This window comes from Senegalimassilia anaerobia JC110 (genome assembly GCF_000236865.1).
Classification (GTDB): Bacteria; Actinomycetota; Coriobacteriia; order Coriobacteriales; family Eggerthellaceae; genus Senegalimassilia; species Senegalimassilia anaerobia.
In genome coordinates this window covers 391,998-417,222 of the sequence record NZ_HE611014.1, presented here as the reverse complement: position 1 = coordinate 417,222, position 25,225 = coordinate 391,998, and the positions used below count along the sequence as shown (strand labels likewise).

General features: G+C 63.2%; 13 protein-coding genes. 8 read left to right on the top strand and 5 right to left on the bottom strand.

Going from position 1 to position 25,225, the window contains the following annotated elements:
• Positions 1 to 152: 152 nt before the first annotated feature.
• Positions 153 to 1,355 (top strand): diphosphate--fructose-6-phosphate 1-phosphotransferase, encoded by a 1,203-nt coding sequence (locus tag SFHG_RS01725; RefSeq protein WP_042432662.1) that lies wholly within the window; start codon positions 153 to 155, stop codon positions 1,353 to 1,355.
• Between the two features lie 68 nt (positions 1,356 to 1,423).
• Here SFHG_RS01725 and SFHG_RS01720 read toward each other — a convergent pair whose 3' ends face one another.
• From SFHG_RS01720 to SFHG_RS01710, 3 genes are all read right to left on the bottom strand, one after another.
• Positions 1,424 to 2,380: a putative manganese transporter gene (locus SFHG_RS01720; protein WP_042432660.1), complete on the bottom strand. Its 957-nt coding sequence runs from the start codon at positions 2,378 to 2,380 to the stop codon at positions 1,424 to 1,426.
• Between the two features lie 301 nt (positions 2,381 to 2,681).
• Positions 2,682 to 3,233, bottom strand: coding sequence for a hypothetical protein (locus SFHG_RS01715; protein ID WP_042432658.1), 552 nt, complete (start codon positions 3,231 to 3,233; stop codon positions 2,682 to 2,684).
• Positions 3,234 to 3,237: 4 nt separating this feature from the next.
• On the bottom strand, positions 3,238 to 17,262 hold the full coding sequence (locus SFHG_RS01710; RefSeq protein ID WP_148514783.1) for a YDG domain-containing protein: 14,025 nt from the start codon (positions 17,260 to 17,262) through the stop codon (positions 3,238 to 3,240).
• Positions 17,263 to 17,685: 423 nt separating this feature from the next.
• Here SFHG_RS01710 and SFHG_RS01700 point away from each other — a divergent pair, with 423 nt between their 5' ends.
• The 7 genes from SFHG_RS01700 (at position 17,686) to SFHG_RS01670 (ending at position 22,752) form a co-directional block, all read left to right on the top strand.
• Positions 17,686 to 18,639 carry a transglutaminase-like domain-containing protein gene (locus SFHG_RS01700; RefSeq protein ID WP_148514782.1) on the top strand — a complete coding sequence of 318 codons (954 nt, stop codon included), beginning with the start codon at positions 17,686 to 17,688 and terminating at the stop codon, positions 18,637 to 18,639.
• Between the two features lie 158 nt (positions 18,640 to 18,797).
• Positions 18,798 to 19,850: a type II secretion system F family protein gene (locus tag SFHG_RS01695; protein WP_042432650.1), complete on the top strand. Its 1,053-nt coding sequence runs from the start codon at positions 18,798 to 18,800 to the stop codon at positions 19,848 to 19,850.
• A gap of 20 nt (positions 19,851 to 19,870) precedes the next feature.
• On the top strand, positions 19,871 to 20,197 hold the full coding sequence (locus SFHG_RS01690) for a hypothetical protein (protein WP_042432647.1): 327 nt from the start codon (positions 19,871 to 19,873) through the stop codon (positions 20,195 to 20,197).
• Positions 20,194 to 20,733, top strand: coding sequence for a DUF4860 domain-containing protein (locus tag SFHG_RS01685; protein WP_081468873.1), 540 nt, complete (start codon positions 20,194 to 20,196; stop codon positions 20,731 to 20,733). Before SFHG_RS01690 ends, SFHG_RS01685 begins: the two co-directional genes overlap by 4 nt.
• Before the next feature lies 1 nt (position 20,734).
• The gene (locus SFHG_RS01680) at positions 20,735 to 21,163 is read left to right on the top strand and encodes a PQQ-binding-like beta-propeller repeat protein (RefSeq protein WP_042432645.1); all 429 of its coding nucleotides are present in this window, start codon (positions 20,735 to 20,737) and stop codon (positions 21,161 to 21,163) included.
• 1 nt (position 21,164) lies between these two features.
• Positions 21,165 to 21,647, top strand: coding sequence for a hypothetical protein (locus SFHG_RS01675; RefSeq protein WP_042432642.1), 483 nt, complete (start codon positions 21,165 to 21,167; stop codon positions 21,645 to 21,647).
• 31 nt (positions 21,648 to 21,678) lie between these two features.
• Entirely contained in the window at positions 21,679 to 22,752 is a 1,074-nt protein-coding gene (locus SFHG_RS01670; RefSeq protein ID WP_042432640.1) for a type IV pilus twitching motility protein PilT, read from the top strand.
• A 339-nt stretch (positions 22,753 to 23,091) separates the two neighbouring features.
• Here SFHG_RS01670 and groL read toward each other — a convergent pair whose 3' ends face one another.
• Both groL and SFHG_RS01660 read right to left on the bottom strand, forming a co-directional pair.
• The gene (groL, locus tag SFHG_RS01665; RefSeq protein WP_042432637.1) at positions 23,092 to 24,726 is read right to left on the bottom strand and encodes a chaperonin GroEL; all 1,635 of its coding nucleotides are present in this window, start codon (positions 24,724 to 24,726) and stop codon (positions 23,092 to 23,094) included.
• Positions 24,727 to 24,816: 90 nt separating this feature from the next.
• The gene (locus SFHG_RS01660; protein WP_042432634.1) at positions 24,817 to 25,104 is read right to left on the bottom strand and encodes a co-chaperone GroES; all 288 of its coding nucleotides are present in this window, start codon (positions 25,102 to 25,104) and stop codon (positions 24,817 to 24,819) included.
• Positions 25,105 to 25,225 lie beyond the last annotated feature (121 nt).

Here is a 25,225-nt window from a genome sequence, read left to right as displayed (position 1 = left end):
GCCCCGGCCGCCGCGTCCCTGCCGTCCCGGCTGCCACGCCTGCAGCCGCCCCGTTCGCAGCTTTTTTGCAGCCTTTCGCCCTTAGCCCGCAGCCTGGCGCAAGCGTGCGATAATGGGGCCTTCCTACCCTGAACAACGTGCAGGAGCATCGCATGGCCAACTGCCTTGTCGCCCAATCGGGCGGCCCTACCGCCGTCATCAACGCCAGCCTTGCCGGCGTCATCCGCGCAAACCAGCTCAACCCGCTCTACGACCGCGTCCTCGGCGGCCTTCACGGCATCGAGGGAACGCTGGCGGGCAACCTGTTCGACCTGACCGACCTGAGCGGCCGCGAGATCGAGGTGCTCAAGCAAACGCCCTCGTGCGCGCTGGGCACGTGCCGCTACAAGTTCTCCGACGAAGCCGATTTCCGGCGTCTCATCGATGTCATGGACGAGAACGACATCTCCACCATGTTCTACATAGGCGGCAACGGCTCCATGTCCACGGTAGCCGCCATGACCGCCTGGGCCGCCGAGCGCAACCTGGACAAGCGTTTCATCGGCATCCCGAAGACCGTCGACAACGACCTGGGGCTTATGGACCACTGCCCCGGCTTCGCCAGCGCCGCGAAGGTGGCGTGCGAGATAACGCACGCCACGCGCATGGATTACGACGCCTACACGCGCCCCGAGGTGTTCGTGCTGGAGACCATGGGCCGCGACGCAGGCTGGCTTGCGGCCAGCACGTGCCTGACCGGCGACGTCGACCTGCTCGTGCTGCCCGAGGTCGACTTCCGCCGCAGCATCTTCTTGGAGCAGGTGCGCGCGAAGATGGAGCAGCAGGGCAGCTGCTACGTGGTGGTGTCGGAGGGCGCGCGCTGGTACGACGGCACGTACCTGTCGGCCAACGGCAAGGCCGCCGACGGGCTGGGCCACGCCATGCTGGGCGGAGCCGCCGGGCGGCTGAAGTCCATGATCGTGGAAGCCGGCATCGTGCCGCGCTGCGTGGTGCAGGACCTGTCGCGCGTGGCGCGCTCGAGCAACTTCGCCATGAGCTTGGTGGACCTTGAGGAGTCCTACGACCTGGGCGTCTCCGCGCACATGCGCAGCGCGAAGCCCGAGTTCACAGGTCAGGTGGTGGGTATCCGCCGCGGCCAGGGCGTCGACGGCGGCTACAACACCGAGTTCTTCGCCTGCCCCGCCTCCGACCTGGCCAACTTCGTGCGCCCCTTCCCCAGCGAATGGATCCTGCCGAACTACCAAGGCGTCTCCGACGAGGCGCTCGATTACTTCCGCCCGCTCATCCAAGGCGAGCCGAAGCTGATCTGCGAGAACGGCATCCCCTTGACCATGCGCCCCTTCAACAGGCGCTAGCGGGTAAGACCTGCAGACGATAGGGCGAAACGGCTGCGGCCGCGAAGACGAGCCCGCGGCTTCGGACTCTAGAACGCGATGCCGAATGCGGAGATGATGAGGCCCCAGAACACGCCTGTGGCCCACAAGCCCGCCAGCACGATGAGGTTCTGGCGAAGGCCGCGGTTAGTGCGGAACAGCACCAGCAGGCCCACGCCGGCCGACACCAGAAGGCCCGCCATCATGGCGCCCGCGCCGAGCGCGCCCTCGACGTAGAGCTGCGCGATCACCACGCTTGCCGCGCAGTTCGGGATAAGGCCCACCAACGCGCTGCCCAGCACCGACAGCACCGGGTTGCTGCCCAGGAATGCCGCCAACGCGTCCTCGCCGACCAGCTCCAACGCACCGTCGAGCACAAGGGTGATGATGAAGATGAACACCGTGACCTGCAGCGTGTGCTTGAGGGCGCTGCGCAAGATGGAGCCGCCCTCGTGATGATGCTCGTGTTCCTCATCGTGCTCGAAATCGTACGCCAGCTCCGGCTGCTGCTCGCAAGTTTCGCAATCGCCGTTGCAATGGCAGCGATCGCGTTCGCACAGCTCGTGGATGCGCAGCCTCTCGCGGTCGCGGCGCGCCAGGCGGACAGCCGCGTCCACCACGAAGCCCATGACCATGCCGATCATCAGCTTCACGCCCATGATCTTCAGGATGGTCGCCGGCGCCACCTGCTCGGCCAGGAAGATGGGCAGCATCTCGTCGGAGGTTGACAGGAACACCGCGAACAGCGTGCCAAGCGTGATGACGCGGCCCGCCCACAGCGTTGCAGCCGCCGCCGAGAAGCCACATTGCGGGACGATGCCCACAAGCGCGCCGACCACCGGCCCCGCCGCGCCTGCACGGCGCACGGCCTCCTCGGCCTTGTCGCCCGCCTTGTGCTCGAGCCACTCCATTGCCAGATAGGTGACGAACAAAAACGGGATAAGGTACAGCGTGTCCTCGACGGAGTGCTCGAGAACGTGCCCGATGAGATGCGTGATGTCTTCCATGATCCTTGCCTTGCGATCGAAAGGTGCCCTTGCCTGCGCATGCGTCGCATGCGCTCCGTGTGTCAGGTTCCCAGTTTACAGAACGCGTCAAGCGAACGTGAAGAAACCGTGAACGGTGGCTAACTTTCCCGACTTTTGCCCTATCCGGCCCGAGGCGCCTAGTGAATCGCAAGACGCGACCGGCACCCGATGAACAGGTTCCAGGAGGGCGTTCAGATATGGGACGGGCCCGGGATTTCTCCCGGGCCCGTTTGGGTCCCGCCTGTTCGTCTCTTCGTTCGATGCCAGAGACGGCCTGCGACTAGGCCAGCGCCGCCTTCAGCTGATCGATGCCGTCGAACGAGGTTTCGCTGTTCCCGTTTTGGCGGTCGATCTTGATGACCGTGCCCTTCCATGTGGGGTCCTTGCGCTGGGCCGTCGAGCCCGCCGCCGCATTATCGGCGGGCTTGCCGCTTTCCTCATCGTGCTCCTTGAACTCGTCGGTTCGCACGATGAAGCGGTAGTCGAACTTCTTGCGGTCCGGCAAGCCCTTCGAATCGAAGCCGTATTTCAGCTGGCCGAGCATGCCGCGCATGGTCTCGACCGCGCCGGCTTCCCCGATGCCCACCATGCCGAGCTCGCTGCTGTAGAGCGACTTCGGGGACACGTACAGCGTGCGGACTTGGCGGCGGCGACGCTCCTCGACGCGAACGAGGATCGCGGCGATGGCCACGATGCCGACCCACCACACGATGGCGAGCACCAGGTCGAGCGGGCTGTCGATGCGGTTGAAGCCTAGGTGGTGCCACAGCACCAGCAGCAGCGCCGCAACGACCGCCGCCGCGCCCAGCACCAGATAGTTGCTTTTCCTCATGGCCCTAAGCCTCCATTCCGGCGGGCTTGGCGGTGAGAGACCCCGAGGGGTCCTTGCCGTCGCCATCGCCCAGAACATCGTTCATGTCGTTGCGCAGCTTGCGCTCATGGTTCTTACGGCGAAGCGCCGCCGCAAGACCGTAGACGGCCGTCAGAGCCATGCCGACGATCATGTACCAGTGCACCCAGCAATGATCCTCGACCGACTCCCTGCCCAACGGGTTCTCGGCGTCGTAGATCCGCTCCTCCTCGACCGGGTTATCGGCCTCGGGGCCGCCCGTCACCGACTCGTACGCGCCCTCGAGCACACCGGCCAGCGCATCGAGCGGGCCGGCAGCTGCAGGCGCCGGGGCCGAAGGCGACGAGCTAGGCGTAGGCGCGGGTGCGGCCGTCGAGTCGTTGCCCGGCGTCGTGCCGTTACCCGGGTTCGGGTTCGGCGTCGGAGTGGGCTCCGGCGTCGGGGTCGGGGTCGGCGTGGGCGTCGGGGTAGGCTCCGGCGTCGGGGGCACCGGGGCCGGCGTGACCGTCAACGTGCCCAGGTACTCGTCGATGACGTAGTTGGCAGCATCGGTTTCACCCCACGTGATGCGATAGGTGTTCTTCGAGCTGCCCACCTCGGTCTGGCTGCCGGTGGTGGCCGCCGTAACGCGATCCTCGCCCTGCAGGCCCTCGATCGACAGCTCGCCGCTCACAAGCTCGCTGCCGTCGTAGATCTTCGAGTCGCTGCCCGTGGTCACCGTCAGCGGCGCGGGCGTGATGCGGTACGTGCGCTCGACGCTGCCGGCGTAGTTGCCCTTGCCGACAACGGTCACGGTCACCTCGCCGACGTTCTTCACGTCGCCGGAGAAGGAAAGCTCGTAATCACGGCCCTTCACCAGCGCCTTGCCGTCCTTGTCGATCACTTCGGGCTCGAAGCGCTGATCGGCGCCGTTGTACACCGTGTCGGACAGATAGCCGACCGTCACGCCGCCGAACGCATCGGCGTCGTCGGGGTCGATGGACTGCGCCGACACCGTCAGCGTGCCGAGGTTCTCCTCGACCGTGTAGTTCGCCGCCTTCGCGCTACCGTCCCAAACCAGCTCATAGCCGTTCATGCTCGAGCCGACCTCGGTCTGAGAGCCGGTGGTCTTGAGGGTGGCGGCCTCGCCGTTCACGAAGCCGGAGACCTTGCCCTCAGCCGTCAACGCATCACCATCGTAGGGCTTGGAGGCGCTCGGGGTGGTCACCGTCAGCTTCGCCGGCTCGACCTTGATGGTGCCGTCGACGAACTTGATGTTGAGCCTCGAGGTGACGTCCTCGCCCTCGGCGTTCTTGATGACGAGCACGTCGGCCGTTGCCACCACCTCGCCGTCGGAGACGTCCTTCGCCGTCGCGCTGGACGCGGCGGCCTCGAGCGTGTAGCCCTCGGGCAGGGCGCCGACCGTCACGGTGGCGCCATGGGACGCGCCGTCGTAGTTGAACGTGCCGCCCGTGGTGGTCACGACCACCTCGTCAGCGGACTCGGTGACGGTCAGCTTGCCGATGGTCTCGGCCTCAAACCTGTAGTTCGCCCGCTTCGCCGTTCCGCTCCACTCGATCCTGTAGGAGTTATCGCTCGAGCCGACCCTGGTCTGGCTGCCGACCAGCTTGAACGCGACGGTCTCGCCGTTCACCAGGCCATCGACCTTGCCGCCGGCGGTCAGGGGCTTGCCGTCGTAGACCTTGTTGGCGCTTTCGGTGGTCACCGTCAGCGGCGCGGGCGCGATCTGGTACGCCACATCGACGCTGCCGGCGTAGTCGCCCTTGCCGGCCACGGTCACCGTGACGGTGCCCGCGTCGGTCGCGTTCCCTGAGTAGGTCAGCTCGTAGTCGACGCCCTCGACCAGCGTCTTGTCGCCGTCCTTCACGACCGGCTTCTGCTGCTGGGCCTTGCCGCTGTACACGACGTCGGCAGGGGCCTGGACGGCCATATCAGCTGCCGCGATCTGCTTGGCCGTGACGCTCAGCGCGCCCTCGTCCTTGGAGATGGCGTAGTTGTCCGCGTTGAAGCCCTCGCCCTCGGTATAGGCGATGGCGTTCGCCACCTTGCCGTCGGAGACGTGGGTGGCGCTGCCCGTGGCGCGGACGTCGGAGACCTGGCCGTCGACGAAGCCCTCATCGCCGAGCTGCTTCCAGCCGGCCACCTCGGGCCTGGTGAGCGCGATGCCGTCGAACACCTTCGAGGCGCTTTCACTCTTCAGGCTGACCGCGCGCTTGGTGACGGATAGCTGCTGCGAGCCGTACACGTAACCCTCGTAGTTGCCCGGGCTGGACGCACGGAGCTGGACCGTTGCGGAATCGGCCACATCGGTCGCCGCGAGCGAGCCGGGGTCGGTCGTCCAGTTCTCGCCGTCAAGGCTGTACTCGATGGTCACCGCATCCTGCGTCGGGACCGCCGCGGAGGCGACCTTCGCCGCAAGCGGCTTGCCGTCGTAGACCTTGGAGGCGGAGCTGCCGCTCAGCGAGATCTTCCCCTCCGCCTTGGCCGCGGTCACCTCCAGCGACCCGATGGTATCGGCGCCGTGGACGTAGTTGCCTTCCTTCGCGGACTTGTCGAACGCGATGGCGTAGGTGTTCACGCTGGAGCCCGCATCGGTCTGGCTACCGGTCACGGAAAGCGACGTCTCCTCGCCGTTGACCAGGCCGACGATCTTGCCGGGCGCCGTCAGCGCGGTGCCGTCATAGACCTTGAAGGCCCCCTCGGTCACGACATGGTACTCGGCGGGCGCGATCTTGATGGCGCCGGTCCGCTTCTCGATATCCAGCTTGCCAGTGACATCCTCGCCCTGGGCGTTGACGATGACCAGCTCGTCGACCGAAGCGGTCACGCCCGCCTCGTCGGTCGCGTCGGTGGCCGCGGCGTTGGAGTGCGCGGCCTTCACCGAATAGCCCTCGGGCAGGCCGGACACGGTCACGTCGACGCCGTGGGCCTGGCCGTCGTAGACGCCGGAATAGCTGCCGGGCGTCGCGACCACGCGGCCGGCGAACTCGGTGACGGTCAGCTTGCCGACGGTCTCGGAGACCGTGTAGTTCGCCTGCTTGGCGGTGGCGTCCGCCGCCGCCCAGTCGATGGCGTAGGTGTTGTCGCTCGTGCCGACCTCGGTCTGGGAGCCGGTGGTCTCGAAGGGCGTGGACTCGCCGTTGACGAAGCCGGAGATAGTGCCGGCGGCGGTCAGGGCGTTGCCGTTGTAAACCCTGGAGGCGCTCGGCGTGCTCACCGTCAGCGGCGCGGGCGTGATGCGGTACGCGCGCTCGACGCTGCCGGCGTAGTTGCCCTGGCCGGTGACGGTCACCTTAATGACGCCCGCCGCATTGGTGAAGTCATCGGCGCCGTAGGACACCGTGTAGTCGATGCCCTCCGTCAGGAGCTTCTCCCCGTCCTTCACCTCGGGTGCCCACTTGTGCTCACGGCCGTCGTAGACCAAATCGCTCGGACTGGAAACCGTCATGTCGGCGGAGGAGACGATGTCCTTCGCGACGACGGACAGCTCGCCCTCGCTCTTCTCGATGGCGAAGTTGCTGGCCTTGAAACCGTCCTTCCAGGTGTAGGCGATGGTATTGGGAACCTTGCCCTCGGCCACCGTCATGACCCTGCCGACCGCCTTCAGGTCATCGACCTGGCTACGGAACAGGGCCTCGGCGCCCTGGACCGTCACCGCGTCATCGGACTGGTACGCGCCGTTGTAAACGAACTCGCGCGTGTTGGACGCAAGCTTCACGGAAGCGGGCGCGATCTGGTACTCCCTCGTAACGGAGCCGGTGTAGTCGCCGATGCCCGTAATGGTCACCTTGATGGTGCCCGTCACGTTGGTGAAGTCATCAGTGCTGTAGGCCACCGTATAATCGCGGCCCTCGACGAGCGCGTTGCCGTCCTTGCCGGTGACCACGGGAATCCACTTATGCTCGCGCGCGTCGTAAACGGCGTCGCTCGGAGCGTTGACCTTCACCCCGGCATACGCGCCCGGGATCGGGTCGTCCGGGTTGATGGACTGCGCGCTCACCGTCAGCGTGCCGTACCTATAGGTGATGTCGTAGTTCTCCACCTTCGTGCCGCCGTTGCCGGGCGTTGCGGCGAAGGTGTTCTTGCTGGAACCCACAGAGGTCTGGAAGCCGAAGAAGTCGTAGCCGAACTCCTCGCCGGAAGCAAGCGAACCATCTTCCACGCTGACCTTATGCTCGGTGAGCGCGGTGCCGTCGTAGACCTTGGAGGCGTCGCCGGAGACAAGCGTCACCGGACGCTTGGTCACGACGAGCGAGGCCTTGCCGGTCGCCACGTTGCCGAACTGGTCGGTGACGTCCTGGCCGGCGGCGTTCGTGATGACATAGGAATCAACTTCTGCCGCGGCGTACCCGGCGTCGGTGACGGAGCCCTTGGTCTTGGCCGAAAGGGTGAAGCCCGCGGGCACGCCGATCACGTTGACCCCGGCGCTTTCGAGGGCCGTGCCATCGTAGACCTTGGTGCCGCCCTGCGGAATCACCACGATGCCGGCCATGCTCTTGGTGACCTCGAGCGTGCCGAGGTACTCCTCGATCGTGTAGTTCTCAGCCTTCGCGTTGTCGTCCCACACCAGCTCGCAGCCGTTTTCGCTCATGCCGACAGTGGTCTGGCTGCCGGTGGTCTTAAGGGTTGCGGCCTCGCCGTTCACGAAGCCGGACGCCTTGCCCTCGGCCGTCAGCGCATTGCCGTCATAGGGCTTGGAAGCGCTCGGGGTGGTCACCGTCAGCTTCGCCGGCTCGACCTTGATGGTGCCGTCGACGAACTTGACGTTCAGCTTGGAGGTGACGTCCTCGCCCTGGGCGTTCCTGATGACGAGCACGTCGGCCGTGGCAGCAACCTCGCCGTCGGAGACGTCCTTCGCCGTGGCGCTGGACGCGGCGGCCTCGAGCGTGTAGCCCTCGGGCAGGGCGCCGACCGTCACGGTCGCGCCATGGGCCGAGCCGTCGTAGGTGAACGTGCCGCCCGTGGTGGTCACGACCACCTCGTCAGCGGACTCGGTGACGGTCAGCTTGCCGATGGATTCGGAGACCGTGTAGTTCGCCTGCTTGGCGGTGGCGCCTGCCGCCGCCCAGTCGATGGCGTAGGTGTTGTCGCTCGTGCCCACCTCGGTCTGGGAGCCGGTGGTCTCGAAGGGCGCGGACTCGCCGTTGACGAAGCCGGAGACGGAGCCAGCGGCGGTCAGGGGCTTACCGTTGTAGACCCCGGATGCGCTCGGCGTGGCAACCGTCAGCAGCGCGGGCGTGATGCGATACGCCACGTCGACGCTGCCAGCATAGTTACCCTTGCCGGTCACAGTCACGGTCACCGTGCCCGCATCGGTCGTGTTCCCGGAGTGCGTCAGCTCGTAGTCGACGCCTTCTGCCAGCACCTTTTCGCCGTCCTTCACGACCGGCTTCTGCTGCTGGCTTTCACCGTTGTAGGTAACGTCGGGCAGGCTGCCGACGGTCATCTGGGCGACGCCCTTCGGCGTGACGGTCAGCGTGCCGTCGTTCTGCGCAGCGATATAGTAATTGCCTTCCTTAGCGGTATCCCACGTGATGCCCGACACCGTGTTGGCGGAAGAGCCGACCTCGGTCTGGGAGCCCTGGGTTTGAGCGATCGCGTTCTCACCGCCGACAAGGCCTTCGATCGTCGCGCCCGCAGTCAGGGCTTCACCGTCATAGACCTTGGAAGCGCTGCCGGCATTCACGGTCAGCGGAGCCTTCGTGATCTCGTACGCTTTCACGCACGTGCCCGTGTAGCTGCCCATGCCGGCAATCGTCACGTTGACGACCTTCACGTTCACGAAGTCGTCGGTATCGTAGGTCACCGTGTAATCGCGATCCTTGACGAGCTTGTTGCCGTCCTTGTCGGTGACCTCGGGAGCCCACTTGTGCTCCGTGCCGTCGTAGACATGGTCGCTCGGCTCGTCGATCGCGACGCCCTTATAGGAATCCGGGTTCTGCGGATCGGGCGTGATGGACTGAGCCGTCACCGTAAGGGTGCCGACGTGCTCGCCGATGATGTTGTAGTTGTTCTCCGCACCGGGCTTGAGCTGGTAGGAAATCGCGTTCTTGGAGGAGCCGACCTCGGTCTGCGAGCCCGTCGCGTGCACCTGGCCGTCATCGGCAAGGTCGGTCCAGATGAAGCCCGTGTCAGGACGGTTCGGACCCATGTCGACCCAGTCCTTCGCAAGGGGCGCACCGTCGTACACCTTGGACGCGCTGGCAGACGTCAGCTCGACGTCACGCTTCTGGATGGCAAGCGTCTGCTCTGCATACTTATAGCCGCTATAGTTCGCGGCGGAAGCGCGAACCTCGACGGTCAGGGTGCCGGCGTTGATCGCCGTGATCGCGGAAGGGTTGCTGCGCCACTCGGTATCGGCGCTGCCTTTGGCGCGATACTCAAGGTTCACGTCGGTTCCCGCGACGGAAGCCGAAGCCGTTGCGGCGCCCGCCTCATGCGAGGATGCATCATATATATAGGTAGCATTGTTCGGCGTGATGGTGATGCCATCTTCGGCCGCAAGCGCCGTGATGCTCAGCTTACCCTCGTCCTTGGAGGTGGCGTAGTTGTTCTCGTTGAAGCCAGCGTTTGTGTCGTATGCGATCGAGTTGGTGACCTCGCCCTGGGCAACGGTGGTCACGGAACCCGTAGCGCGAACGCTCGAAACCTCGCCCGTCACAAAGCCGGTGTCTCCCTGCTGCTGCCAGCCGGAAACCTCGGGCTTGACAAGCGCGGTGCCGTCGTAGGGCTTCGAGCCGCCCTCGGACTTCAGCTCAACAGGGCGCTTGGTGATCTGGTACGTGCGCTTGACCTCGCCGGAATAGTTGTTGATGCCTTTGATGGTCACTGTAATCTTCTTGCCGGTGGCGTTGGTGCGGTCGGCGGTGCCGTATTCGACGGTGTAGTCCTTGCCGGGCTCAAGCGTGCGCTCCCCATCCTTGACCACGGGCGTCCACGTCTGATCCTGGCCGTTGTAGACGACATCCGCAGGCGAATCGACGAACATCGTATTCTTCGGATTCTCAGGATCCGGAACGATCGACTTCGGCGTGATAGTCAGCGTGCCGTCCGTTACGGCGAACGTGACCTTCGAGAAGTTTTTGCTGGTGTTGGCGAACTGCTCGGAAGCAAGGTTCATCTTGTAGGTGCCGACATCCGTGCCCTTGGCAACGGCCGTTCCGCTGAAGGCGAAGTCGCCTTCCCCGTACAACTTGCTGGAAGCCTCGACGAAGTCATAACCTTCAACGGACTGCTCCAAGCCGTTGTACTCGACGCTCTTGTTATGGCCGGCGATGGTCGCAACCACCTCGGAGTCGCTCGCGGTCACCACGAGCTTACCGAGTTCAGTCTTCACCCAGTAGTCGTTGGCGTTCGTGCCCTCGTTGAAGGTGTAGTCGAAGGTGTTGTCGCTTTCGCCGGCATCGGTCTGGGAACCGGTGACCTTGATGGTCACGCCCTCGCCGTCGATGAAGCCGGTCCCCTCGCCCTTCGTTTCAACCGTCACGGTATCGTTGGTAAGCGGTTCACCATCATATTTCTTGTTATCGCCCTTAGAAGTCAACGTGACCGGGCGGCTGGTAATGGCGACCCATTCCCCGTTTTCCGCGTACTGATCAGCAGCGTAGTTGGGGCTCGTCGCGCGCAGCATCACCAGCTGAGCGCCGAAATGGGTCAGCGTGATACCCGACGGATCGTCCGTCCACTGTTTACCGTCAGTGCTGTACTCCACCTTGAGCGCATCGCCGAACTTGTCGGTGGTTTTTGCGACATACGCGGAAAGCGGCGTGCCGTCGTAGACCTTCTGCACATCGTGCACATCCCAGACGACCTTGCCAGCATCGAGATCGCCGCCCGTAATCTCAAGCGAGCCATCGACGACCACAAACTCCACGTTGGTGAAGTTGCCGCTAGTATTGGAGAACTGCCCGGAAGCCAGGTTCATGTTATAGGTGCCGGCATTCGTGCCCTTGGCGACGGCCTCGCCCTGGAACTTAACGTTTGCTTCGCGGTAGCGACCATCACTCGTAGCAAAGGAGTACCCTGTCACACTCTGCTCGGAGCCGCTGTACGGCAGCGTGGCGCTGTTGCCCGTGATGGTGACGGTGACCTTGTCGGTAACCGGCGTCACCTTAAGGGCGCCTTCTTCCTTACTAATACTGTAGTTGTCGAAGTTGGTGTTCGAGTTGCGCTCATACGTGAACGAGTTCGCCACCTTGCCAGCATCGGTAATGGTGCCCGTCACGTTATAGACAGCGCCCTCGCCCGCAACAAAGCCGTCGCCGCCGACGGTGACGCCATCATTGGTCAGCGCCTCGCCGTTGTACACCCGGCTTTCGCTTGCCGAGGTCAGCGTGACGGAGCGTTTCGCGATTTCCAGCTTGCCCGGAACCAGCGTTACAGCGAACTGGCTGGACACATCGTTGCCGTTAGCATCCTTCACCACCGGCGTGCCGCTGATGGTGTTTGCATATTCGCCGGCGTTAACGGCCTTCGGGTCGGAGGTATTCAGGCCCTCGACCGTGTACTTCTGGCCGTCCACCGTGAACTCGGACGTTTTCAATCCCGTCGCCGCGTGCTCAACGCCGTCGTACGTGTTGCCGGTGGAGGAGTTCGCCTCGACCGTGACCTGATACTGCGCCTGGCGATTGGCCACCGTCAGCTGACCGGGGATCACGCTGATATCGTAGTTGCTTTCCTTGGTGTTCTCATTCAGCGTGTAGCTGAACGCGTTGGGGCTGCCGCCCACCAGCGTCTGAGAACCAGTGAAGGTGTAAGCGGCGCCTTCACCCTCGGCCCAGCCGGACTCCACCGCAAGCGGGGTCTGCTCCTCGCCACCCTTTTTATTGGTCAGAGCCGTGCCGTCGTATTCCTTCTCAAGATTGGCGGACTGAAGCGTCACCTTCGCCTTGGAGATAGCAACGGAACCGTTCGTGATATCGAAGCGGACGTTGGGGAAGTTGACCGCATCGGCATTCGTGAACTTGCCCTGCAGGTCCATGACAGACGCGCCGGCATCCGTGCGCGACACGCTGTTCTCGCCGGAGAAAGCGACCTTTGTACTGGTGTACAGCGCGTTAGAGGACGCAAAGCTATAACCGGTAGCCGTCAAAGGCTTCCCGTTGTAAACGCCTTCGGCATGGTTGCCCGCGATGGTCACCACAACCTCATCGGACACCGGGTTCACCTTCAGAACGCCCTCGACTTTGGTGATGTCGTAGTTACGGTAGGCGCCCTCGGCGTCTTTCGCCAGCTCCTCGCCCGCGGCGTTCACCAGCTTGTACGTGAACGCATTAGCACTGCTGCCGGCATTGGTCTGAGAACCCGTAACGCCTGCGACAAACTTGTCCCCGGTAGCCAGGCTGCCACTCGTGATGCTGACGGCGCGATCCTCAAGTGGGTTGCCGTCATAGGTTTTCTCAGCCGGCGTAGCGGAAGTCAGCGTCACGGCGCGCTTCGTGATGGTGAGCGAGCCATCGACGATCTGGAACTTCACGTTGGTGAAGTTGGTGCTGTTGTTCTTGAAGTCCTCGGGCTTGAGGTTCATCTCATACGTGCCGGCATCGGTGCCCTTGGCAACCTGATCGTCAGCGGAGCCAACGAACTCGATATCCGTGGCGGCGTAGTTGCTGCTCGAGGTACTGCGAAGCTCATAGCCCTCGACGGACTGCTCGGAACCGTTGTATTCCTTTGTATCGGACTTCTCGGCGATGGTGACAACCACCTCATCGGTAACCGGCGTCACCTCAAGCTTGCCGGGCTTATACGTGATGTTGTAGTTGGAGGCCTTGGTGCCGTTCTTGAGCATGACGCTGTTCTGCGCCACGTTGCTCTCGATTTCGCCGACGTTGGTGATGGAGCCTTCGACCGTAGCGGACGCGATGCCGTCCTCGCCCACGAAGCCCTCAGCCGTGAACTCGTGCTCCGCCTCGGCGGCAGTCAGCGCGGACCCGTTGTAAGCCCTGGTCACAGAGCCGGCGGTCACGGTTACCTCAGCAGGCTTGATGGCCAACGTGCCCGGGGCGACGCTGATGGAAAACTCCTCCGTCACGTCGTTGCCGTTCGGGTCGGTCACCCTATAGCCGTCCTTATCGCTCGTGACGATATTACTGTAGGTGCCAGCATCCACGCCCGAAACGCTTGCATGGTAATTGGAAACAGTGTACTCAACGCCGTCGAAGGTCCACTTATCCTGCTCCACGCCGGACACCGCGTGCTCTTTACCGTCATAGGTTGCGGCATCATCGCTCTTACCCGTCAGCGTGATAGCGTACTTCTTGTCATCCGAACGATGCTTCACCGTCAGCTTTCCCCGCTCAGTGGTGACGCTGTAGTTGTTTCCGTTCGTCCCATTTTGGAACTTCCAGCTTTTGTCCTTGATGGTGCTGGCGGAGGTGCCGCACTGCGTCTGCGAGCCCTCCACGGTAACGTCGGAGATGCCCTGGCCGTCAACGAAGCCCTTGGTAGTGAACTTCGGGTCAGCCTGATCGGCGGTCAGCGCGCTGCCGTCGTATTCCTTTTCCGCGGACCCAGCCGTGATCGTCACCGAACGCTTGTCGATAGTGAGCTTGCCGTCCTCAGTCGTGATCTTGAACTGATCGGTCACGTCATTGCCATGGGGGTCTTTCACGACCGGGGTTCCCACGACCTTATTCGTATAGGTACCCGCATCGGTTCCGGACACGCTGGCGCTCATGCCTTCAACAGTGAAGGTCACCTTGTTTTCGTTGGTATAGGTATCGCCCGTCACGCCAGACACCGTATGTTCTTCGCCGTCATAGGTAACCGTGTTCGAGCAAGCGGTAACCGTAATCGCGTACTTATCTTTGCCGGTGCGCGCGTTGACCACCAACTCGCCAAACACAAGCCGCACGTCATAGTTGTTGAGCTTAGTGCTGGGGGTGTAGGCGGGGTCGAACTTGTTCTCATACGTACCCGGCAGGATGTTGTTTTCGTCATACCAGGTGAGTTTGTCTTTGGCCAAAACGCCATCTTCGCCCACGAAACCGTCGCCGCCAACATTCTTGCTGATATCGGTGCGACGCTGCAGCGTTTTGCCGTCGTAATTCTTGTGACCACCTTCGGACGTCAGGATAACGGTACGCTTGCCAATGGTAAGCACGCCGTCACGCTCAACCCGGAACTTCACGTTGACGTAGTTCTTGGCGGCATCACCCTTGAGCGAGAACTGCGTTTCGGCAAGGCCCATCTTGTACTCGCCGGCATCAGTGCCCTTTGCTTCTGCCTTACCGGTGAAGCTGATATCGCCTTCACCCACACCAGCAGGCAAACCGGAAACGTCGTAGCCCGAGACACTCTGCTCTTCACCGCTGTACTTCTCGCCGCCGTTGTGACCGGAAATCGTAATGGTAACCTCGTCGGTAACGGGGCCGATGTGCAGGTTGCCGGGCGTCGTCTGGGTCACGACATAGTTATTATCGGAGCTGACCTTGCCGATGGTGCCATTCGCGAACGTATACGGGTAATCCCCGGCGTTCGTGCCCTTGCCGCCCTCGAGCATCACGCCGTCGAAGCTGGCGCTCACGCCCTCGGGGAGGTTCGTCGTGTAGCCATCGACGCCCTGCTCGGAACCGTTATAGGTTTTGGAATCGGAATTCGCCTTCAACGAAACGTTCTGGCGGTAGTAGAACTTCACCACATTCTGAGACTCGTCAGCGCCAAGCTTGAGGTCCTGAACGTTATCGCTGACCGGCGTGTAACCGGCAATCGCCTTGGGCGCAAGCCCAGTGACCTGGTCGCCCACATGGCCCGAACGCTTCTCGCTTGAAATCGGGGTGTCCGAACCCGTCCAGTAGTACTCGATGCTATAGTTCACCGGATTTGCGGTGTAGTAGAAGTCGATGGAGGAGTCATTGCCCACCACACCGGATTTCGTCTCGTCGGAAACAGGCTTATAGCCCTCAATGGAAATGGGGCTCTGCACAACCGTCTGACCCTTCATGTAACCGGAAAGGGTCTTGGACGGCGCAACCTGAGTTGTGGTCCCCTCAAGATAGTAGTTGACCTGGATGGACTGATCGCAAGCCACATACTTGCCGTAGTAGTTCACGTTCTCGCTCGTGCGCATGGGGAACGACACCGCCTGCGTGCAAGCCTGATCGGAGCACCATCCCATAAACTTATATTTCACACCGTTGACGGTCTTCTCATCAGCGGGGGTTTTGGAGGGGGCGGCAACCTGCGCAATACCCTTTTCCAGCTTGTACGTGGCAGCGTCGTACTGAGCGAAGCCGGACGCATCGGCGTCCTGAAGATAGAACACCGCGTTGATCGCCTTGTTGCACTTCACTACCACCTTACAGTCAAGGTGGTACCCACAACCGACATTCGTATTATTCGAGATCTTGTACGGATAGAGCGCGATCTCCTCCACGTCATCTTCCGTGATCTGAGTGCCCTGCTCCTTGGAGAGCGTGTCCTTCCATGCCCGGAAAACGGCGTTCCAATACTGGCTATATGCGCCGTTTCTATCGAGCACCCAGCTTGAACCCGTGCTTCCATCAGGCCATTGCGTCACGCGATTCGCCACGTTGTCGTAACTGTTCTTGCCGCCCGGAAGGTTCAAACCGTCGAGATTGACCTTGACCCCTAAGGCATGTTTTCCGCCGGAGGGAAACCAGGAGGCAGTGCCGTTGCTGTCCGGGTTGGCGGTAGGGCTATTCTGGAAGAACAGATAACAATTCGTAGCCGAGGCTTTCGATTCCGCCACCGTCAGCTCGTAGGTGGCGGTGAGCACCTTGCCTTCCGCAGTGACCGTGGTGGCCGTGATGGTGACCCTGCCCGCTTTGACGCCGACCACCTTGCCGGAAGCGTCGATGGTGGCGACCGAGGGATCACTCGACGTCCACGTGACGTCCGTATCGGAGTCCGTGGTCAACGTGATGTTCTTGAATTGCTCGACCGTGTCAGTCTCAGGCCCGAAAATGGACAGCGATGTCGCCGCCGGCTTCTTCATCACATGAATGGTGAAGGTTTCGGCATGCCAGCCCAAAGCGTAATACTCGCGCTGCACCGTCGCATCGCCAACTTCACGGCCCGTTGCGGTTCGCAACCCGCTGCTAGACCCGGACAGCTTGACGTTCTCGGAGCCGCTGGACACCGTCCAGTTCTCTCCCCACCACGCGTTTTCGTCACCTACCAGGTCAACGCTTTCGTCAACATAGATCCACTTCTCGAAGTCCGTGTTGTCGGGCTTCTTGGTGGAATCGGCGAGCGTAACCTCATCGCCCTGCGCGATGGAGGTGGGGCCGGAGATGGCACCTGCGCCGGAGACGGAGGCCTGCGTCTTCTCGGTAGCATCATCCTCCTCGGCGTCGTCCTCGATGGAGACGGCGGCGTTATCCTTGCCGGAATCGCTGGAAACAGCCTCAGTCTCAAGCGTCACGGTCGCGCCGGCGGCTACGTCGGCGGCGGAAACGGTATAAACGCCCTGTTCATCGGGGCAGATAGGGTTCTCCTTGCCGGAAACCTTGAGCACCGCCTTCGTAAGGCTATAGCCGTTATCGGGGGACACCGTGAACTTGAAGTCGTCATTCACGGGCACGGTGAGCTTATGCGCAGGCGCAGAGACGACCTGGTTCATATACGCGATGGAGGCGTTGCCCAGCACCAGCTCGACGTCGGCCGTGTCGGCATCCTCCTTCGCGCTCTCGTCCCGCTGCGTCGCAGCGGGCTGCGCGGGCACGGAAGCGCTTGGGGCGGCCTGCTGCTGCGACGTCGTGGACGCAGGCTGCTCGCTTGCCGCAGGCGCTGCAGAGCTCGCCGCGGAGCTTGCCGCCGCATCAGCGGCCTTGTCGGCCGTGCTCGTGGCCGCAGCGGACGAGGCGCCTTCCACCTGCGCCGCCGCATCGTCTGCCGCGGCGCCATCGCCGGCGTACACTTGCGACGGTGAAACCGCCGGCCAGCCGAATCCCATCAAGACGACGGACAGTGCCACGGACAGCGCCTTGTGACCCAGCGAGTACCGCTGCGTCATGCTCTCCACCGTCAGCTGGTTGCTCTTTGCCTTCATATCGTTCACCTCATCAAGCGTCTCCGTCGGAAACGTTCACAGCCGAAATACCGTTTCAACCCGCTTCGCCACCGCGCGTGATCATTCGAAGCGCGCAGTCGGCCTAGTGCAGGCTATTGTGGGAAATTATATAACGATTCCCCCTATTCTGTACCTCCCCTGCCACTAAATTTCTGCATTCAAATCAAATTAATTCATATACGAAATCCCAGTTCAATATGAGATTCTGCCCATTTCTTCGATTTGCCCGTAACAAACAACGCCCCTTTTGTATGTCCGCAGAACTGTCACCCCTCCGATAGAAGGGTTTTCCAGACTTTCCCGACAACGTGACAAACGATGAAGAGAACGAACGATCTCGCGTCAAAACCGTTTAGCTGCGCAGGCCGAAACCCCACCCATCACGCGTATAATCGACGCATCATGGAATCATCCGCTCAGACAAGGCGCACCTCCCCGCTCATCGCCGCCATCGCGGCGGCGGCTTTCTGCGCCCTGCTGTGGCTTACCGCATGCAGCGGATCCGGCAGCGCAGAAGGCGCCGGCAAGGACCAGGCCACCGGCGCCGCGTTCTCCCCTGCCGCAACAGTCGAGGAAACGCAGTTCGACGCGAGCGCCGCCACGGGCGCCAACGACGCGCTCATCGATGCGTCCCACGTGCAAGACGGCTACGTCAGCGCGAGCGCCACTTCGAACGCGCGTATAAAAGCCCAGGTCATCAGCGGTCAAGCAAGCTCCAGCTTCGACATGCCCCAAGACGGCACGCCCATCGCGTGCCCGCTGGCGTTCGGCGACGGCCCGTACACGGTGCGCATTATGCGCAACACGTCAGGCAACAACTACGTGGAGCTGTGCAGCGCCGACATCGACGTCGCGCTGACCTCGGAGTTCGCCCCGTTCCTGCGCCCGAACGTCTACTGCAGCTACACTGCTTCCAGCAGCTGCGTGGCCAAGGCCCGCGAGCTGGTCGAAGGCTGCGAGAACCAAGGGGATGCCCTACGCGCGATCTGCACCTACATCGTCGACAACGTGGCCTACGACGACGACAAGGCTGCGAAGCTCAAGGATTCCGCCGGCTACATCCCCGACCCGGACGAGACGCTGCAGTCGGGCAAAGGCGTCTGCTTCGACTACGCAAGCCTAGGCGCCGCCATGCTGCGAAGCCAGGGGATCCCCGCGAAGATCGTCACCGGCACCGTCTCGCCGCAGGGCATCTACCATGCGTGGATCATGGTGAACATCGACGGCACCTGGCAAAGCGCCCGCTTCAGCGTTTCCCCGAACACCTGGTCGCGTATCGACCTGACCTTCGCGGCAACGGGAGGCGGGGCGAACGTCGGGGACGGGGAAAACTACACCGACCGCTATGTGTACTAGCAGCGCGGGCGAAAACGCTCGCTACCGAAACCCCCTCGCCCGGTGCATAGTGGCACCGGGGTATCAGCTTCTTCTCAAAAACAGGAGAAAACGCACGTCATCGCCTACTATATGTGAGACAATAACGAACGTTTAAACCGATAACCCAGGAGGTACCGATGACAGGAAAGCTTCTGGAGAGCGGCGCCATCAGCGCGTTCTGCAGCAGCGTGGCGACCATGCTGGCTGCCGGCGTCCAGACGGACGAAGCCGTTCACATGCTTGCGGAAAACCGCGAGCAATCCGAATTCAAGCGCGTATGCGACGCGGTCTACTCCAAAGTCGTCGAAGGCTCCAACCTCGCCGACGCCATGGAGGCTACCGGCGCCTTCCCCGCCTACGCAACGGAAACCGTGCGCGTCGGCGAGGCATCGGGCCGCACCGAGCGCGTGCTGCGCAGCCTCGGGCGCTACTACGATAGCGAAGGCCGCGCGTTCGCCAAGCTGCGCAACTCGGTCGGCTATCCGGCGGCGCTGCTGTGCATCATGAGCGTCATCCTGGTGTTCACCGTGGCAATCATCCTCCCCATCTTCTCCAGCGCCTATGAGAACCTGTCCGGATCCATAACCTCGGGGTCCTTCAACACCGTGGGCGCGTCCGTCGCCATCGGCTGGGTAGCCCTGGCCATCGTGCTGGTCGCCACCGTAGCCGCCCTATACGTGGCCATCTGCGCGCGCAACGAAAGCGGGCGCGGCCGCGTGACCAAGATGCTCGAACGCTACCCGGGCACCCGCCGGGCCATGTACCAGCTGGCGCTCTCCCGCTTCGTCAGCGCGCTTTCGTCCCTGGTGGCATCGGGCGTGCAGGAGGAAGAGGCTATGCGCAAGGCCATGGCGACCATCGACCACGCCAAGCTGCAAGCCGAGCTGCAGGCAGCTTACGATTCCATGATCGACCTTGAGAACCCGCGCAGCCTCGCCCAAGCCATCGTCGAACACGAGATCGTCGAGCCCGTATACGGCCGCATGCTGCTCATGGGCACGCGCGCAGGCTCCGTCGACGAGGTGCTCGGCCATCTTGCGCAGGTGTTCTTCGACGACGCCAACATGCAGATCGACGCCGCGGTCGACCGGGTCGAACCCACGCTAGCCGCCTTCCTGACCATCGCCGTCGGCGCAACCCTTATCGCCGTCATGCTGCCGCTCATCGGCATCATGGGCTCGATCGCATAGCGAAGTCGCAGGTAACAGCCATGTTCCACGAACTCACCGACAACGATATCAAACGGCGGCGCAAGCGCATCGTCGTCACCGCATGCCTGGTGGCGGCGCTCGCCCTCGCCGCCTTCGCCGTATACAGCGTCGTGCAGGAGAACGCCAAGACGCAAGGCGCCGTGGCGCTGCGCGACTCCATCCTGGCCTCGGCCAAGCAGTGCTGCGCCATCGAGGGCAGCTACCCGAGCTCGCTCGAGCATCTCGAGGAAAGCTACGGGCTGACCATCAACCATGATGACTACGTGATCACCTACGAGTGCTTCGCCGACAACATCATGCCCAGCGTGGTGGTGACGCCCCGATGAACCCGCAGGCGAATAAAACCCACAAGCAGCGCATCCACGCCATCGCTTCCGTGACGCAAGGTGCGCCGTCCAACGAAAAAGGCGGCGGCGCAAGACGCGCCTTCCCCACGCTGCTGCTAGCGGCGTTCTTCGCGGCGCTGCTCATGGCGCTCATCTCGGGCGTGACCGTGTACAAGGCCGTTTCCGCAGACCAACAGGCCAGCAGCGCGCAGCGCGAAGGAGCGGGGCTTATCTGCAACGTCGTGCGCGCCAACGATTCCAAGGGCGCCATCGCCCAAGGCCAGGGACCGGAGGGCAAGTCTCTCGTGGTGGTGGAGCCGTTGGATTCCGGCACCTACGAAACGCGCTTCTACCTGTACGAGGGCAAGGTGGTGCAGGAATACAGCCTGGCAGGCAGCGGGTACACGCCCGAGAAGGCCACCGAGGTGACGGCTTCCGACACCTTCGATTTCTCGTACTCCGACGGCCTTCTGGCCGTGACCACCGATCAGGGAACCGCCGAGGTGGCCCTTCGCTACATGCAGGGAGGTGCCTAGGATGACGAAGAACGATCAGATCGAAGACGCCTCGAAAACCAAGGTAAATACGGCGTTCCTCATCGAGGCGCTGGTGCTTATGGCGGTGCTCATCGCGTCCATGGCCGTGTTCACGCAGCTGTTCACGCACTCGGCGGTTGCGGCGCATCGGGCCGAAGAGCTGACAAGGGCCACGCTGCTGGCCCAAAACGCCGCTGAGGAGTTCTCGTCCGACCCCGCAGCCGTCGCCGCCGGCAAGACGGTCGGCCAGGGCGTCGCCGCCGGGGACGCATCCGCCGTCGACGGTTCCGACGGCCTGACGGTCAGCTGCGACGTCGACTCCAACGCGCAAGGCCGGGGCACGCTGTACACGGCGCACATCACCGTGAGCGACGATTCCGGCGAAGTGTACGCGCTCGACGCGTCGCGATACGAAAGCGGGGTGAGATAGCATGGCAAGGCGAACCGGGGAAGGGGTGCGCATCGGCCCCATCACGCTGCTGACGCTGGTGTCCGTGCTGCTGCTGGCGGTGCTGGCCATGCTGTGCGTCACCACCACGCACGCAACCGAGGCCATGGCGCAGCGGCAGGCCGACGCGCTGTCGCAAACCTACGAGCTGGATGCCTTCGGCCAAGCGCTGCTCGCCCAGATCGACGAGCAGATCGCCGAAAGCGGCTCGCCCGCAGCGGCCGCCGCGCTGGTCCAGCACCGCTCCGACAAGCTGCTGGAAAACGCCGCCGAGGCAAGCGGCGCCCGCGACCTGCGGTCCTTCATCGACGTAGCGGGCACGCAGGTCACGTTCACGGTCATCGCGCAGGACGGCAAAGAGCTTGCCGCCACGGCGACCATCGCCGCGAACGGCTGCACCGTGGACGCCTGGAAGATGACTACCGCGCAAGAGCTTCCCGAGCAAGCTCTTCTTTCCACTAACTAACGACGAGAAGCAATAGCATAGGAGGATCGCCATGCAACTGAAAAGCCTACTCGAGAAGATGATCGAGGTGCACGCTTCCGACGTGTTCATCATCGCCGGCCTGCCTCTGGCGTACCAGGCGAGCGGATCGCATGTGCGCACGGACACGGCCCCGCTCACCCCGGCCGACACGCAGGAGTACATCGAGACGATCTACGAACTGGCCGGGCGCGACCTGAGCCTGTTCACCGACAGCGTCAACCACGACGACGACTTCAGCTTCGCCGTCCCGAGCGTCGGCCGTTTCCGTGCCAACATATTCCGCCAGCGCGGCTCCTATGGCGCCGTCATCCGCGTCATCCCCTTCGGGCTGCCCGATTCAGACGAGATGAACATCCCCGAGTCCGTCATGCGCTTGGCCGACCTGAACAGGGGCCTGGTGCTGGTGACGGGCCCCACCGGCTGCGGCAAGTCCACCACGCTGGCGTGCATGCTCGACCGCATGAACCACAAGCGCACGGGCCATATCCTGACCATGGAGGACCCCATCGAGTTCGTGCATAAGCACGGCTCCTGCATCATCACGCAGCGCGAGATCCCCACCGACATCGCCAACTACTCCGAGGCGCTGCGCTCGGCCATGCGCGAAAGCCCCGACGTCATCCTGCTCGGCGAGATGCGCGACGCCGAGACCATCGGCACCGCCATCAACGCCGCCGAGATGACGCAGCTGGTGCTCTCCACGCTGCACACCACCAGCGCCGCCGACACCATCGAGCGCATGATCGACGCCTTCCCCGCCAGCCAGCAGCGCCAAATCCGAACCCAGCTGTCGCTCGTACTGCAGGCCACGGTCAGCCAGATGCTCATCCCCGCGCTCGACGGCACCACCATCCCCGTGTTTGAGGTCATGCGCATGAACACCGCCATCCGCAACCTCATCCGCGAGGAGAAGACCTACCAGATCGACTCCGTGATCGCCTCCAACGGCGCCGTCGGCATGCAGACCATGGACCAGGCGCTGTTCAACGCCGTGCGCGAGGGCAAGGTGGCGAAGGACGTCGCGCTGCAGTACTCGCACCATCAGGAAGCCCTCCTGCGCCGCTTCCAGGCCGAGGGCTTGTAAGGGTCCACCAGCCACATACAAGGCCGCAAACGCCCTCCTGCAACCGCAGGAGGGCGTTTTTGCTGCATTCCGACGATTGAATGGAGACGACGGGGGCGCCCGCCCGGGGAACCCAAGTAGGCGATTCGGGCTTCCCCGTGCGCGCTTTTGCCCGCCGCAGCGCGATATGTCGCCGGGCAAAGCCACGGCGGCTGCGCCCGGGACGATCTTCGCCGCGGTCGCGCCTAACACCGTAGCTACGCATATCGAGGCCGTTACGGCTACCGCGGCTTCCCCGCAAGACGCGAAAAGGGCCCGCCGAAGCGGGCCCTTTTGCTGCAAGGTTTATGAACCTGTTGCTTACATCATGCCGCCCATACCGGCTGCACCTGCGGCAGCAGCAGCGGCCGCCGGATCGGGATCCTTCGGGATCTCGTTGATGGTGCACTCGGTGATGAGGATCAGGGCAGCCACGGAAGCAGCGGACTGCAGAGCCGTGCGGGTGACCTTGACGGGGTCGTTGACGCCCATCTCGATCATCTTGCCGGTGGTGCCGTCGGCGAAGTTCACGCCCTCGCCCTTCTCCATGTGGCGGACCTTGTCGACCATGACGGAGCCCTCGAAGCCAGCGTTCTGAGCGATGGCGCGCATGGGGGCCTCCATGGCCTTGCGGATGATCTCCACGCCGACCTTCTCGTCAGCATCGGTAATCTCGAGCGTGTCCAGCGCCGGGATGGCGTTAATCAGAGCCACGCCGCCGCCTGCGACGATGCCCTCCTCGACAGCAGCGCGGGTAGCCTGCAGGGCGTCCTCGATGCGGGACTTCTTCTCCTTGAGCTCGGCCTCGGTGGCAGCGCCCACCTTCAGCACGGCCACGCCGCCGGACAGCTTTGCCAGACGCTCCTGGAGCTTATCACGATCGAAGTCGGAGTCGACGCGCTCCAGCTCCTTCTTGATGTGGGAGATGCGCTCCTGGATGGCGGCCTTGTCGCCGGCGCCGTCCACGATCAGGGCACGGTCCTTGGTGACCTTGACGGTCTTAGCAGTGCCGAGCATCTCGATCTTGGCATCGGCCAGGGTCATGCCGAAGTCCTTGTCGATGACCTGCGCGCCGGTGACGGCGGCGATGTCCTCGAGGATGCGCTTGCGGCGGTCGCCGAAGCCCGGGGCCTTGATGGCCACAGCGGTGAAGGTACCGCGCAGCTTGTTCAGCAGGATGGTGGCCAGAGCCTCGCCCTCAACGTCCTCGGCGACGATGAACAGCGGACGGCCGGTCTTCATGATCTGCTCCAGCAGCGGGACCATGTCCTGGATGTTGGAGATCTTCTGGTCGGTCAGCAGGATGTAGGGGTCGGAGAGGTTGGCTTCCATCTTCTCCATGTCGGTGGCCATGTAGGGGCTGATGTAGCCGCGCTCGTACTGCATGCCCTCGACGATGTCCATGTCCAGGCCGAAGGTCTGGGAATCCTCGACGGAGATGGCGCCGTCCTTGCCCACGGCGTCCATGGCCTCGGCGATCTTGGCGCCGATCACGGCGTCGCCGGCGGAGATGGTGCCGACGTTGGTGATCTGCTCGGTGGTGGAAACCGGGGTGGCGTCGGCCTTGATGGCCTCGACCACGGCGTCGGTTGCCTTCTGGATGCCGCGGCGGATGCCCAGGGCGTCGGCGCCGGCGGTGACGTTGCGCAGGCCCTCGGAAACGATCACGTCGGCCAGCAGGGTGGCGGTGGTGGTGCCGTCACCGGCGACGTCGTTGGTCTTAACAGCGGCCTCGCGGATGAGCTGGGCGCCCATGTTCTCGACCGGATCCTCCAGCTCGACTTCCTTGGCGACGGTGACGCCGTCGTTGGTGATCAGCGGAGCGCCGAAGGACTTCTCAAGGGCGACGTAGCGGCCCTTGGGGCCGAGCGTGACCTTGACGGCGTTTGCCAGCTTGTTGACGCCTGCGGCCAGAGCGCTGCGGGCATCAGCCTCGAACTTGATATCCTTAGCCATTCTAAAGCTTCCTTTCGAATGCGGCCTGCGCACGGTTCCAAGATACCGGGCGCAGGCCCATGCTTACTGACGAGGTGAAACGATCGAAACTTATTCGAAGACGCCGTACAGATCGTCGGCACGGAGGATGAGCAGGTCCTCGCCGTCGACCTTGATCTCCTGGCCACCGAACTTGCCGTAGACGACCTTGTCGCCGACCTTCACGGGAACGGGAACCAGGTTGCCGTCCTTATCGGGCTTGCCAGCGCCGACTGCCAGAACGACGCCGCTCTGAGGCTTTTCCTTGGCCTCGGATGCGATGAACAGACCGGAAGCCGTGGTCTCCTCAGCTTCGTCAGCCTTCACGATAACGCGGTCGCCCAGGGGTTTCAGATTCATAACGCTGCCTTCCTTTCGCATCGATTACGCGAGATTGGTTTCGCATACCCGTTATTTAACCACTCTGTGTTTCTGAGTGCTAGCACTCTTTGGTAACGAGTGCTAAACACATTGCCTACTA